At 74.4% G+C, this 15,291-nt stretch carries 2 protein-coding genes; both read right to left on the reverse strand.

From position 1 onward, the window contains the following. Positions 1–5 precede the first annotated feature (5 nt). Complete coding sequence (locus ABT057_RS40340; protein WP_352348915.1) at positions 6–8,981, reverse strand: SDR family NAD(P)-dependent oxidoreductase; 8,976 nt, start codon at positions 8,979–8,981, stop codon at positions 6–8. A gap of 18 nt (positions 8,982–8,999) precedes the next feature. Further along, the gene (locus ABT057_RS40345; protein WP_352348916.1) at positions 9,000–15,254 is read right to left on the reverse strand and encodes an SDR family NAD(P)-dependent oxidoreductase; all 6,255 of its coding nucleotides are present in this window, start codon (positions 15,252–15,254) and stop codon (positions 9,000–9,002) included. Positions 15,255–15,291: the final 37 nt, after the last annotated feature.

The following is a 15,291-nucleotide window of genomic DNA, read 5'->3' on the forward strand; positions in this document are numbered from 1 at the left end:
TCCCCTCACAGATCCGCGGTCAGGTCGTCGCGCACTGCCTGCAGCAGCTCCTCGTCCGTGAGGTCATCGAGGGACAGGCCGTCGACGGCGGTGTCGGGGCCCACGGGAGCCGGGGCCGCGAAGCAGGGCTGCTGCGTGATGTAGCCGGCCAGTTCGCGGACGGTCGGGTAGTCGATGGCGACGGTGGCGGGCAGCTCGCTGTCCAGGCCGTGGGACAGCAGGTCCCCGAGCTCCAGCACCATGATCGAGTCCATCTCGGCCTCCTCGAAGCCGCGGTTGTGGTCGGCCACGGCGTCGGGCTCGCCGACCAGTTCGCCGATCGTGACGCGCAGGGTCTCGCGCAGCAGGTTGTCGCGGTCCTCGGGCTGCAGGCCGAGCAGCAGGTCGCGCAGCCAGCCGCGCGCCCGCTCCCCCGAGGGCTGCTGGTCTCCGGTGCCGCGGGTGCCGGCGCCGGTGTCGGGGCGGGCGGGTCCGGCGAGCTCGCGGACGAGCTGGGAGCGCGGGTGGCCGCGCAGCGCCTCCAGGTAGCGGTTGGCGTCCAGCCGCACGGCGAGCAGCCGCGGCCCCGGCAGGCCGGCCGCCAGGGCCAGCAGCGGCTCGGCCGTCTCGTCGGTGAGCGGCTCGATGCCCAGGTTCCCGATCGCCCGGCGCACCGCCGCGGAATCGGCCATCCCGCCCTTCGCGTCGGCGACCCACGGGCCCCACTCGACGGCGGTGGCGGGCACGCCCCGGTCACGCAGCCGCAGCGCGAGACCGTTCAGGAAGCCGTTCGCCGCGCCGTAGTTGGCCTGTCCGGCGTTCCCCAGCAGACCGGCCGCCGAGGAGAACAGGACGAACGTGTCGAGCTCCAGGCCCTCGGTCGCGTCGGCCAGGTTCTGGGCGCCCCGCGCCTTGGCGGCGAAGACCTTCTCGAAGTCCTCGGGCGTCAGCTGGTCGAAGGCCCGGTCGGCGGTGACGCCGGCGAGGTGCAGGACGGCCCGCAGCGGCATGTCCTCCCCCGCCGCGGCCACGGCCGCCGCGCAGGCGTCCGGGTCCGTGACGTCACCGGCGACCACGTGCACGGTGGTGCCCTCGGCGCGCAGTTCGTCGATGACGGCGGCCGCCGTCTCGTCCGGTGCCGACCGGCTCATCAGGGTCAACGACCGCGCACCCTGGCGGGACAGCATCCGTGCGGCGCTCAGACCGAGCGCCCCGAGACCGCCGGTGAGGAGCACCCCGCCGTTCCACTGCGGCTCCTTCGCCGCGGCCGGGACTGAGGTGAGGCGGGCGACCCGGGTGCCCTCGCCGTCCGCGGCGAGACGCGTCTCGGTGATGCCCTCGTCGAGCAGTTGTGTCAGGGTGCCCACCACCCCGGCGGGCTGCCAGCCCTCGTGGAGCGTGACCCGCAGCAGCCGGCGTTCGGCGTCCTCGGCCTCCAGCGCCGCGAGCAGCCCCCAGAGCGCCTCGCGGACGGGCGCGGCATCGGTACCGCCTTCGCCGATCACGGCGTACGGCGTCCTGCGCGGCACCGACCGCAGCGTCTCGCCGAGCTCCAGCGAGGCACTGAGCGCCTCCCGCGGGCCGGTGCCCGCCGGGGTCCGTGCGTCGAGCACCAGATCGGCGTCCGGCACCACCTCCGCGAGAACCACGTGCCCTTGGGCTTCCAGGGCCTCGGTGAGCAGACGCCCGGCGGCCCGGTCCGCGCCGAGCACGGTGACACGGCGGCCGGCGCCGCCCCGGCCGTCGAGCCGCGGCTCGGCCATCCAGGTCAGCTCGTAGGCGTGCGCCTGGCCGTCGCGCAGGCTCTGCCGCAGCGCCGCGCGCCGGGCGTTGCGTACCCGGAAGTCCTCCGCGACGAGCAGGCTCTGCCCCTCGGAGGTGAACAGGTGCAGCCGCGCGGTCTCGATGCGCTTGCGGTCGTTCGGCAGCTCCTCGGACTGCAACGCCCGTACATGGCCCCACAGTTCGGTCGGGTGCGCCGGCCGGGGGAGGAAGGTCAGGCGGGCGGCGGAGAACGGGATGGCCAGCGTGGCGGCGCTGTTGACGTCGTCGTCCACCATGAACGTGGCGGTGCTCTGGAAGACCGAGTCGATCAGGCCCGGGTAGAGCTCGTACTCCGTCAGCGCGTCCGGGAGCTCCGGGGCGGTGTAGCGCACCAGAGCCTCGTCGCCGCGGATCCACACGTCCGAGATCCAGCGGAACGACGGACCGAGGTTGTAGCCCAGTGCCCGGAAGAAGGCGTAGAACGCCTTGCCGCTGATGTACCGGTCCGCCGACGCCATGAAGGACTTGGTGTCCGGGGCCGTGGCGGGGGCGCTGTCCGCGCCGTCCACCAGCTTGCCCGCCAGGTGCTTCTCCCAGACGCCGCGGTCCGGGTCGAGCAGACTGTGCAGGCTCACCGTGCGGCCGCCGCGCTCCGCGGCGCCGTCACCGTCGCCGTCCACGAGGATCTGGACGTCGTACTCCTCGCCGTCCTTGATGACCAGCGGCCGGGGGCAGATGAAGTCGTCGACGGCCAGCGGACGGCCGCCGCCCGCCAGTGCCGAAAGGATCGCGGCGAGATGCGAGGAGGCCGGCGTGAGCACGGTGTCCTCGATGCGGTGGTCGGTCAGGTACGGCGGGAACTCGGCGCTGCGCCGCAGGGCGAAGACCCGTCCGGGCAGCGCGGGTGAGGTGAACTCCCGGCCCCAGTGCGGGGCGTCGGGGGCGGCCGCCGCCGGAGCGGGAGCGGTGAGCGGAGTGACCTTCGTCCAGTACCGGGTCGCGCCGTAGGGGTACAGCGGTGCCGTGCCGCGGACCGGGCCCAGGGCTGCCTGGAGCGCCTTCCACTCCAGGTCCTGTCCCCGCTCGTACAGGGCCGCGGCGGCCGCGAGCAGACTCGCGCGGTCGCCGCCCCGGCGGCGCAGCGACGGGTGGGCGCCGCCGTCCGGTACCAGCCCCGTCATCTGGAGCAGGTTGACGAGGGTGCGGTCGGGGCCCAGTTCCAGGCAGACGTCGACCTCCAGGTCGCGCAGCGCGGCCGCGCCCTCGTGGAAACGGACGCGCCGGCGCAGATGCCGGGACCAGTACGCGGCGTCGTAGGTGCCGGCTTCGGCGACACGGCCGGTCAGGTTGGAGATGACGGGGATCGTCGGCGGGTGGAACTCCAGCGCCCCGGTGATCTCCTCCAGTTCCGGTACGACCGGCTCGACGAACCGAGAGTGCATGGCCGAGGAGACCGCGAGCCGCGTTCCCCGTACGCCGTGCTCCTTCGCCAGCGCGGCCACCGCCTCCACGTCCTCGGGCGAGCCCGAGATCACCGTGGACTTGGGGCCGTTGACGGCCGCGATGTCCACCGACCGGCCGACCAGCCACTCCTCGACCCGGTCGGGCGTGGTGGCCAGCGAGAGCATGGCGCCCTCACCGGTGGCGGCGATGAGCCGGGCCCGGTGTGCGACGAGCGTGAGCCCCGACTCCAGGTCGAGCACGCCGGCCACCACCGCGGCCGCCAGCTCTCCGACACTGTGCCCGGTGACGGCCGCCGGGGTGACCCCCCACGACTTCCACAGCTCCGCGAGCGCCAGCTCGATGGCCACGATGGCGGGCTGGGCGTACTCGATGCGGTCGATCAGCCGCTCGTCGGTGCCGTAGAAGACCAGGTCGCGCAGGCCGATGCCGAGCAGGGGCCGCAGGACGCGGTCGCTGTCGTCGAGGGCGGCGCGGAACACCGGCTCCGTCTCGTACAACTCCCGGCCCATGCCGAAGTACTGGCTGCCCGACCCGGTGAACAGGAAGGCGACGCGCGGCTGTCCGGGACCGGTGACCGCGCCGCCGTCCGCGTCCAGGGCGCTTCGCAGCTGGGCGGCCGTCGAGCCGAGCAGCGCCCGGCGCACGGGGAAGTGGGCGCGGCCCGCGCCCGCCGTCCACGCGAGACCGGCCGTTTCCCCGGCGTCCTCGGCGACCTCCAGGCGGTCCCGCCAGACGGAGGCGACGCGTTCGAAGGCCGCCGCGTCCGGTGCCGAGACCGGGAGCAGGAAGGGGCCCTCCGGCTCGGTCGCCGCCACCGGCGCGGGAGCGGGCGCCTCACCGAGCACGACATGGGCGTTCGTGCCGCTGAACCCGAAGCCGGAGACACCGGCCAGCCGGCTGCCGGAGCGCACCCGCCACGGGATGAGCGAGTCCGCCACCCGCAGGTTCATCTCGTCCCACGGCACATGCGGGTTGAGCTCGTCGCAGTGCAGCGAGGCGGGAATCCTGCCGTGCCGCAGTGCCAGGACGGTCTTGAAGACCGAGGCCATGCCGGCCGCGGACTCGCAGTGGCCGATGTTGCTCTTCACGGAGCCGATGTGCAGCGGGTCGCCGGGCTTGCGGCCCTGGCCGAGCACCGCCCACGCGGCGCCCAGCTCGATCGGGTCGCCGAGCGAGGTGCCCGTGCCGTGCGCCTCCAGGTACGAGATGTCGGCGGCGTCGACGCCGGCGTCGGCCAGCGCCGCGGTGATCACGGCCTGCTGGGCGGGGCCGCTGGGCACGGTGAGTCCCGACGAGGCGCCGTCCTGGTTCACGGCCGTGCCGTGGATGACGGCGTGCACCCGGTCGCCGTCGCGCTGGGCGTCGGAGAGCCTCTTGAGGACGAGGACGCCGACGCCCTCCGCGCGGACGAACCCGTTGGCGTCCGCCGAGAACGTCTTGCAGCGGCCGTCGGGGGACAGCATGTGGGCGCGGCTGATCGCGACCGACGTGGCCGGTGCGCTGATCACGTTGACGCCGCCGGTCAGCACCTGGTCGCTCTCGCCGTGCCGCAGGGAGCGCACGGCGAGATGCAGGGCGGTGAGCGAGGAGGAGCAGGCCGTGTCGACGGCGATCGCCGGGCCGTTGAGACCGAGGCTGTAGGCGATCCGTCCGGTGGCGGCGTTCAGCGCGGTACCGCTCGCGAAGTAGGCGTCCAGCTGCCCGAGTCCGCCGACCTCCATGTGGCGGGCGTAGTCGGAGTTGCTGATGCCCACGAACACCCCGGTACGGGTGCCCCGGAGGGAGGTCGGCGCGATGCCGCCGTCCTCCAGCGCGTGCCACGCGGCCTCCAGCAGCAGGCGCTGCTGCGGGTCGAGGCTTTCGGCCTCGCGCGCCGGGATGCCGAAGAACCCGGCGTCGAAGCGGGCGATGTCCCCGAGGAAACCGCCCTGGTCGGTGCTGATCTTCCCGGTCTTGAGCGGGTCGGTGTCGTGCAGGAACTCACCGTCCCAGCGGTCGGCGGGCACCGGGCCCACCGCGTCCGTGCCGTTGCTCAGCAGCTCCCACAGCTCGTCGGGGGTGTCCGCGCCGGGGAAGCGGCCGGCCATGCCGACGATCGCGATCGGCTCCCGCGAGAGCTCCGCACGGTCCTCGGCCGGCGGGGCGGTGGTCGTCGCGGCGGCGGGAGCGGCGTCCCGCCCGGCGGGGGCGGCGGGACGGCTCGGCTGCTCGGCCAGACGGCCGACGACGTACGACGCGAGCGCGGTCACCGTCGGGTTGTTGAAGACGTCGGCCACGTCCAGCCGCAGACCGCAGGCGGCGCCCAGATCGCGCGCCAGGTCGACGGCCATGATGGAGTCCAGACCGAGGTCGAAGAAGCCCGTGCCCTGGGGGACGGCCTTCGGGTCCGAGTGGCCCAGGACGGCGGCGACGATCTCGCTGACGCCGTCGCGCGCCGCCTGCGGGCGTCCGCCCTCGGCAAGCGCCGACAGCGCCTCGCTGAGCCACCCGTCGTCCGACCGCGGCACCTCGGCCGGCTGCGGCGCGGACTCCCGCACGGCCTCGGGAACCAGCGCGTCGAAGAGCGGACGCGGCCGGACCGCGGCCATCACCTCGACGAAGCGCGGCCAGTCCATCGCGCAGGCCAGGAAGTGCGCCGCGGTGCCCGGGGCCTGTGCGGACAGGGTCGAGCAGCCCTCGGCGGGGGTCAGGTCCAGGATGCCCATCCGGGCGAGGGTGCGGCGCTTGTCCTCGTCGGCCATGCCGTCCAGGTCCCACGTGCCGAAGGCGATGCTGGTCGCCGTGAGGCCCTGCGCGGCCCGGTGCGCGGCCAGCGCGTCGAGGCCCGCGTTGGCGGCCGCGTAGGCGCCCCGGCCCTCGCTGCCCCAGAGCGCGGAGACGGAGGAGGTCTGGACGAAGAAGTCCAGCGGCCAGTCCTTGCTGAGCAGATGCAGCCACCAGGCGCCGCCGAACTTGCCGCGCAGCACCGAGGTGAAGTCGGGCCCGCCCGCGGAGCGCAGCGGCGCGTGCGGCAGGGTACCCGCGCTGTGCACCACCCCTCGTACGGCCGGCATGTCGTCCAAAGCCCGCAGGGCCTCCCCGAGTTCGGCGGCGGAGCCGACGTCGGCGGCCCGGTGGACCACCTCGGTGCCGGTGCCGCGCAGCGACTCCAGGGCGGCACGGGCGTCCGCGCCGAGTTCCGTCTCCGGGGTCCGGCCGATCAGCAGGAGATGGCGGGCACCGCGGCGCACCAGGTCGGCGGCCAGCTCCCGTCCGATGCCGCCGAGTCCGCCGGTCAGCAGATACGTGGCGTCGGCGGCGACCGGTGCCTCGGGCAGGAACCCGGCCGGAGCCTCGGCCAGCCTGCCGACGAGCACCGCGCCCTCGCGCACCGCGGCCACGTCCTCCGCGGTGGCCGTGCCCGGCAGGCGCAGAACCGCCTGCGCGTCACCCGGCGCGGGCCGGGCGGGCAGGTCCACGACACCGCCCCAGGCGGCCCCCAGTTCGAGGCCGAGCACGGAGGCGAGCCCGTTCAGCAGGCCGTGGTCGCCGGCCCGTATCTCGTCGGTGCCGGTGACCTGGCGGGCGCCCCGGGTCAGCACGAAGGCCCGGCCGGTCACGGCGGCGTCGTGCAGACCGCGCACGGCGGCGGTGACGGACACGCACAGGGCGGCGCCCGCGTCGGCCGGGTCCTCGGACGCGTCGGTGGAGGCGGGCAGCGCGTGCGCCGCGGGGGCCAGCAGGAGACCGACCGGGGCGGTGCCCTCTCGGGCCGCCCAGAAGGCGGCCCAGGCGTCGTCGTCCTCGGGCAGCGGCGCCCGCTCCCAGCCGCCCGGCAGCGGTCCGGCCGACGGCGGTGCCAGCACGGTCCCGCGCAGGCCCGCGCCCTCCGCCTCGGTCAGCAGCAGGGCCAGCAGCTCGGTGTCGTCGCCGGCCAGCACCAGGTCGGGGCCGCCGGTGGCGTCGGCCGGGCCGCCCGACTCGGCGCTCTGCCAGGTGAGTTCGTACAGCGGAGCCGACACGGCCCGCTCGGCGGCGGCCTCCGCCACCGTCGCTTCGGGGCTCTCCGGAGCGTGCCGCGAGCGCTGCCAGGGGTAGTGCGGCAGGGCCACGACACGGCGGGCGGGACCGTCGGGGGACGAGCCGGAGGAGGAGAGCGCCTCGCTCTCCGAAAGGGTCACGGCGGGCGACGGCGCGTCCTGCGCGAGGGCGGTCAGCGCCGCCACCGCCGCGGACCGGTCGGCCGCCTCGACCAGGGCCCGCACGCCGTGCCGGGCCCGCCCGTGGGTCGCGGTGTACACGAACGCCGGGTAGTCCTCGTCGGCCGTCCCGGCGAGATGCGCGGCGTACCGGGAGGCGAGAGCCCGCAGCGCCTCGGGGGTCTTCGCCGAGAGTTCGAAGCCCCCGGGTGCGACGGGTGGCGCCGCGGGCGCGGAGTCCTCCCCGGCCGGGCCCACGATGACGTGCGCGTTGGTGCCCGCCATGCCGAACGAGCTCACGCCGACGTACGCGCCGCCCTCCGTGCCCGTCCACGGCCGCAGCGTGCCGGACACCTCGATCCCGGTGCCGTCGAGGTCGATGCGCGGGTTGAGGGTACGGAAGTGGACCAGCGGCGGCACCGCCCGGTGCCGCAGCGCCAGGATCCCCTTGATGAGTCCCATGACGCCCGCAGAGGCCTCCAGGTGGCCGAAGTTCGTCTTCAGCGAGCCGACATGCAGGGGCGCCCCGCCGTTCTTGCGGCCGAGGGCCTCGACGATGGCCTCCATCTCGATCGGGTCGCCGAGCGCCGTACCCGTTCCGTGTGCCTCGACGAGCCCGATGTCGGAGGGCTCGAGCCCGGCGTCGGCGAGCGCCGCCTCGATGAGGGAGATCTGCGACAGGACGTTCGGCGCGGTGAACCCCGAGGAGCGGCCGTCCTGGTTGGTGGCGGTGCCGTGCACCACGGCGAGGACGCGGTCGCCCGCCGCGCGTGCCTGGTCGAGACGCTTGAGCACGACGACTCCGCAGCCCTCGCCGCGGACGAACCCGTTGGCCCGCGCGTCGAACGTCTTGCACCGTCCGTCCGGCGACAACGACCTGGTCTGCTCGATGACCTGGGTCGACCGCGGTGACAGCACGAGGTTGACGCCGCCCGCCAGGGCCACGTCCACCTCGCCGCGGCGCAGCGCCTGGCACGCCTGGTGGACGGCGACGAGCGAGGAGGCGCAGGCGGTGTCGATCGCGACGGCGGGGCCGGTGAGCCCCATGGCGTAGGCGATGCGGCCGGCCGCGAAGCTGTGCCCGTTGCCGGTGGCCGAGTACGCGTCGGGGTCGCCCGTCAGCCAGTCCTGGTAGTCCTGGCGGCCGGTGATGCCGACATAGGTGCCGACGGTGGCCTCGCCGAGCCGGTCCGGCGGCAGTGCCGCGTTCTCCAGTGCCTCCCAGGCCACCTCGAGCAGCAGCCGGTGCTGCGGGTCGATGGCACGGGCCTCGCGCGGACTGATGCCGAAGAACGGGGCGTCGAAGTCCAGTACGTCGTCGAGGAAGCTGCCCCGGTTCGGGGTGGTCGCCCACTCGGCGGCGAACGGCCCCATGCGCTCGGCCGGCCGGGAGCGCACCAGGTCCGCGCCGCTGCTCAGGGCCTCCCAGTAGCCGTCGAGGTCGTCGATGCCGCCGGGCAGGCGCAGCCCCACGCCGACCACGGCGAGCGGCTGTGCGCCGCCGCTCGCGTCCAGCTGCGCCTTGAGGCTCTTGATGGTGTTCAGCGCGCGGGTCAGGGGGGTGACGGCGCTGTCTGCGGTGGGTTTCGAAGTCATGTGAGACAGTCCTCGGGTTCAGGCCGCGGAGGCCACGGTCTGCTGAAGTCGATCGCTGAGCGCGCCGGACAGCGCCCGGGCATTGCCGTACGTCCACAGGAGGGTCGGCGAGAGTTTGAGGCCGAAGGAGGCCTCCAGCCGGTTGCGGAGCTCCAGACTCATCAGCGAGTCCAGGCCCAGCGACTTGAAGGGCATCTCCTGGTCGATGGTCTTCGGGTCCAGCCGCAGCACACGGCCGACGTTCTCCCGCACACGGGTCTCCACCAGCTCCAGGCGGGCGCCTTCGTCCGCCGTGCCGTAGAGGGTGAGGAAAGCGCCGTCGGTGCCGGAGCCCGCGGCCCCGGACTGCTGGGAGCGGCGCAGCACTTCCCAGGTCTTCTGCCCGGCGGTGTCCGGGTAGGCGTCGAACCACTGCCGCAGGTTGAGCGGCATGTAGCCGACGACCTGCCGGTCCTCCTCCAGGAACCGCACGAGCGCCGCCCAGGCCTCTTCGGCCGGGAAGCTGCCCATGCCGCGGTCTCCGAGCCGGGCCCCGCGCACGTCGTCCTGCGCGGCGAGACCGATCTCGGCGAACGGGCCCCACTGCACGGCGAGTCCGGGCCGCCCGGCCGCCCTGCGTGCCACGGCCAGCGCGTCGAGATAGGCGTTGCCGGCCGCGTACCCCGCCTGCCCGGCGTTACCGATCAGCGAGGCCACCGAGGAGAACATCACGAAGAAGTCCAGCGCCTCGTCCGCGGTGGCCGCGTCCAGGTGCCGCGCTCCGTCGATCTTGGGAGCCAGCACGCGCTCGATCTGCTCGGGTGTCGCGTTGAGGACCGTGGCGTCGTCCAGCAGGCCCGCCGCGTGCACCACACCGTGCAGCGGGGGCAGTTCCTCGCGTACCAGACCGAGCGTGGTGCGCAGCGCCGTCTCGTCGGAGACGTCCACCGCGTACGTCTGGACCCGTACCCCCCGCTCACGCCACTCCGCGATGAGCCGCGCCGCCTCCGCGCCCGGCTCCGAGCGGCCCAGCAGCGCCAGGGCACCCGCTCCGCGCTCGGCCAGGAAGCCGGCCAGCGAGAGGCCGAGCCCGCCGAGGCCGCCGGTGAGGAGATAGGTACCGTCGGCGCGGAACCGGCCGTGGGTCAGCGGTTCGGGAGCCACCGTGCGCACCGTCGCGGGATCGGCGAGCACGAACTTGCCGATGTGCGCGCCGCGGGACATCTCGCGCAGCGCCTCCGCCGCGTCGGCGAAGTCGAGGCCGATGCGGGGCAGCGCCCGGATGCCGTCCGGGGTCACCCGCCGCCAGGCCTCCGCGAAGAGGCGGGCGAACTTCTCGGGACGCCGGTCGAGGAGGCCCGCGAGGTCGACGGCCGCGAAACTGATGCTCTTGCGGAACGAGGAGAGGCTGACGTTCCGGGACGCGTAGATGTCCTTCTTGCCGACCTCGACGAACCGGCCGTCCTCCGCCAGCGCCTCCATGCCGAGTGAGATGGCCGCTCCGGTGAGGGAGTTGAGGACGACGTCCACGCCCCGCCCGCCGGTGGCCGCGCGCACGCCCTCGGCCCAGGACAGGTCGCGCGAGTCGAAGACGTCCTCGATGCCGAGCTCGCGCAGATACCGCCGCTTGCCCTCACTGCCGGCGGTGGCGATGATCCGTGCCCCCAGCGACCTGGCGACCTGCACGGCGGCGAGCCCGAGGCCGCCGGCGGCCGAGTGGATCAGCACGGTCTCGCCCGCCTCGAGCCGGGCCAGGTCGTGCAGCCCGTACCAGGCGGTGCTCAGGGACAGCGGCAGTCCGGCCGCGTCCGTGTCGTCGAGGTGGTCCGGGACCGGCTGCGCGTGGTCGGCGCGCACGGTCACATGCGAGGCGAGGGAGCCCATCACACACGCCGCGACACGGTCGCCGACCTCGATGCCGTCGACCCCGGATCCGATCGCCACGACCCGGCCCGCGCACTCGCCGCCGAGCAGGGACGCGCCGCCGGAGAGGTCCGGGTAGGTGCCCATGGCCTTCATGACGTCGATGAAGTTGAGTCCCGCGGCGGTGACCCGTATCTCGATCTCGCCGGCGGCCGGGGCGCGCCGGGTGAGCGGACGGTACTCCAGGCTGTCCCAGAAGCCGGGCCGGGCCGCCACGAGCCGGAACGGCCGGCTGGACGGCTGCCACGGCGTCGCGGGCGCCTGTGTGTCCCGGCCGCGCGCCGCGGCCAGACGCCCGGCCAGCCTGCGTCCCGGGCGCAGGACGACCTGGTCCTCGGTGTCGGCCGCGAGCAGTTCCGCGGCGGCGTCGGCGGCCCAGCCGTCCTCGGAGGGCAGGACGTCCAGGACGAGGGGCGACAGCTCGGGGTGTTCCCGGCGCAGGACGCGGGCGAAGCCCCAGAAGAGCGCGGCGCCCGGATCGGGCCGCTCGCCGTCCACGACGGCCTGCGCGGCGGCGGTGACCACGGTGAGCCGCGGCGTGGCCGGCAGCGCGACGGCCGTTCGCACCAGGGCGGGCAGCGCCGCCAGGACGCCCCGCTGGGCCGGCAGACCGGCGGCCGCGTCCGGTGCGGCCAGCACGATGCCGGCGAGGCCGGCCGTGCGGTCCGCCCCGGCGGTCCACTCCAGCGGATCGGGACCCGCGGCGAGCGTGACCGTGGCCCCGGCCTCGGTGAGCTCCCGGGCGAGGGCACCGGCGAGCGCCGGCTCCCCGCACACGAGCCACGGTCCGGCGTCGCCGGCCGCCTCGGGGCGCGGCTCCTCGACGAAGTCGAGCACGAACTCCCGCTCGGTGTCGTCGCGCTTCGCGCTCTCCGTGGCCAGCGGCCGCATCCGCAGCCCCGACATGGTCAGTAGCGGACGCCGGCCGGTGGTGAAGAGATGCAGGTCGAACCGGTCCTCCGACTGCCTGACGGCATAGGACCACAGCTCGGTGACCGGCTCCTCGAGACCGTCGTGGAAGGAGACGCGGCGCACCTCGGTGGGCACGACCGTGACGCCCTCCTCACCGAGGGCCAGGCAGGCCTGCAGCGCACCGTCCCACAGCGCCGGGTGCAGTCCGCCGGGGCGGGCACCGGCCCGGCACCGCTCGGAGAGCCTGACCTCGGCGAGCACGGCCCCGTCCGCCAGGTGCAGTGTGCGCAGTCCACGGAACGCGGGCCCGTAGTTCAGGCCGCGGGCGGCGCACGCGGCGTAGAAGTCCTCGGCCGATGTCGCCGTGAGGTCCGTCAACTCCTGCGGGAAGTCCACCGGATCGGCGGCAGGCGCCTGCTGGAGCACCCGGGCGACGGCGTGTTCCGTCCACCCCGCCGAACCCTCGGGCAGGGACAGCAGGGTGAAACTGCCGCCCTCGGTGATGTCGTCGCGCCACAGCACGCTCAGTCGGGCCGGCCCGTCGCCGAGTGTCAGGTCGCTGCGGAACTCCACGTCCCGCAGCTGGGCGGGGAGTTCCCCGTGCCGGGAGCGGGCCGCCTCCAGCGCGTACGCCAGCATCGCGGCGCCCGGCAGCACGACGGCGTCGTCGACCTGGTGGTCGGCCAGCCACGGGGCGGTGTCCACGCCGGTCTCCAGCTCGGCCTGCCAGGTGTCCTGCTCGGCGACGGCCGGGGCCAGGACCAGTTCGCTGCCCCGGCCCGAGCGCCGCTTCCCGGCCGGCAGCCAGTACGAGGAGCGCTGCCACGGATAGCCGGGGACCGGGGCGAGCGCGTCGCGGCGCAGGGTGCCGAACGGCGCGAGTCCGGACACGAAGCCCCGGGCGAGGGCCGCGGCGAAGTCGTCCGGCCGGCCCGTGTCGCGGCGCAGCGAGGTCAGCACGGAGGGTTTCTCGTCGCGCAGGGCCCCCAACTGCTCGATGGCGGGGGCGAGGATCGGGTGCGGGCTGATCTCGACGACATGGGTGACCCCGTCGTCGAGGAGCGCGGTCAGGGCGTCGGCGAAGAGGACCGGGCGGCGCAGGTTCTCGACCCAGTACGCCGTGTCCATCTCGGGACCGGACAGGCCCGTCAGGCGCACGGTCGACATCAGCGCCGTGGCGCCCTGCCGGGGCCGGACGTCCGCCAGTGCCTCGGTCAGCTCCTCGCGCAGCTCGTCCATCTGCGGACTGTGCGAGGCGTAGTCCACGTTGACCATGCGGCAGAAGGTTCCCTCGGCCTCGAGGATCTCCTTCAGGGTCTCCACCGCGTCCGTGTCACCGGACAGCACGCAGGACGTCGGGCCGTTGTTGACGGCCAGCGAGACCACTTCCTCGAACCCGGCCAGCGCCTCGCGGGCCGCCTCGACGCCCAGGTCCACGGCGAGCATGCGGCCACGTCCGGACAGCCGGCGGGCGAGGGCGCTGCGCCGCGCGATGATCAGCGCCGCGTCCTCGTAGGAGAGGATGCCCGCGACCGTCGCGGCGGTGACCTCGCCCTGGCTGTGGCCGACGACCACGTCGGGCTCGACACCTGCCTCGCGCCACAGCTCGGCGATGCCCACGGACACCGCCCACAGGGTGGGCTGGATCATGTCGAGCCGCTGCAGCCAGCCGTCGCCCGCCGCACCGGACACCACGGCGGTCAGGTCCCAGTCGGTGTGCGGCTCAAGGGCCTTGGCGCAGCGGTGGATCACGTCCGCGAACGCGGGGCTCGACGCGTAGAGCTCCCGGCCCATGCCGGCCCACTGGGAGCCCTGGCCGGGGAAGACGAACGCGGTGCGGCTGTGCCGCCTGGCCCGTCCGGTGACCAGGCCGGGTGTCTCCGCCTCCGGGTCCTCGGCGAACGTGCCGAGTATCCGGGCGAGTTCGGTGTGCGTGCGGGCGGTGACCGCGGCACGCAGCGGGAAGCTGTCGCGCCGCCAGGCCAGGGTGCCCGCCAGGTCGCCGAGCGGCACGTCCGCCGACTCGGCCATCTCCCGTATGTCGGCGGCGCGTTGCCGCAGCGCCTCGTCGGTGTGACCGGACAGCGGCACGAGCACCGGCAGGGACCCGGCGGGCGCCGGGGTGGCCGGCGCGGGATCGGGAGCGGGCGCCTGTGCCCGCTCGGCGGGGGCCGTCATGAGGACGACATGGGCGTTGGTGCCGCCCCACCCGAAGGAGTTGATGCCCATGTAGACGGGCTCGTCCTCCGGGAGGGGCAGCGGCTCGCGTACGACACGCACGTTCAGCTCGTCGAAGGGTATGTGCGGGCTGAGTTCCTCGGCGTGCAGGCTGGGCGGTACGACACGGTGCTCCAGTGAGAGCACGGCCTTGAACAGGCCTGCCATGCCGGACGCCGCCTCCAGGTGTCCGATGTTGGACTTGACCGATCCGATCGCGACGGGGTTGGCGGGATCCCGCCGTTGCCCGATGGCGCGACCGATGGCGCCGGCTTCCACGGGATCGCCGCGGCGGGTGCCGGTGCCGTGTGCTTCTACGTACGCGAGCTTGTCGAGGGGTACGCCGGCTTCGGCGTAGGTGCGGCGCAGCAGTTCCTCCTGCGCCTCGGAGTTGGGAGTGACGAGGCTGTCGCCGCCACCGTCGTTGTTCACCGAGGTGCGCACGATGACGGCGTGGACGCGGTCGCCGTCCGCCAGGGCGCGCGCGAGGGTCTTGACGTAGACCGCGGCCGCGCCCTCTCCTCGTACGAACCCGTTGGCGGACGCGGCGAAGGCGGCGCAGCGGCCGTCCGGGGACAGACCGCCGAAGTGGGTGAGCCCGATGGACACGTCGGGCGTCAGCAGCAGGTTGACGCCGCCGACGAGGGCGCCGTCGATCTCGCCCGCCAGCAGGGCCTGGGCCGCCAGATGCAGGGCGACCAGCGAGGACGAGCAGCCGGTGGCGACGCTGAGGCTGGGGCCGCCGATCTTGAGGGCGTAGGACAGCCGGGCGGAGATCACGTCGATCGCCTGGCCCACGGCGCTGCGCTGGGTCGCGCCGCCGCCGTTGTTCTTGCGCAGCAGCTCGTAGTCGTGCCACAGGGCGCCGACATAGACGCCGGTGCGGGTGCCGCGGATGTCCTCGGCCCGGACTCCGGCGTCCTCCAGCGCCCGCCAGCCGGCCTCCAGGACGAGCCGCTGCTGGGGGTCGATGTCCTCGACCTCGCGGGGCGAGATGCCGAAGAAGGCGGGGTCGAACTCGTCGACGCCGTCGATGAATCCGCCGACGTCCTGGATCTTCTTCTCGGGGTCGAGCTGGGCGGTGGCGTCCCACCTTTCGGGCGGAACCGGGCGGATGGCGTGACCGCCTTCCGCCAGCAGCTTCCAGAGACTCTCCGTGTCCGGGGCGCCGGGGAACCGGCCCGCCATGCCGACGATGGCGATGAGCCTGGAGGGGTCGTGGTTCGATTCGTCCGCGTGCATGTCTACCTCGGTTGGGAGAGTCGGATGACGACGAAGA

It is taken from the genome of Streptomyces sp. NPDC002588 (genome assembly GCF_040295925.1).
GTDB lineage: Bacteria > Actinomycetota > Actinomycetes > Streptomycetales > Streptomycetaceae > Streptomyces.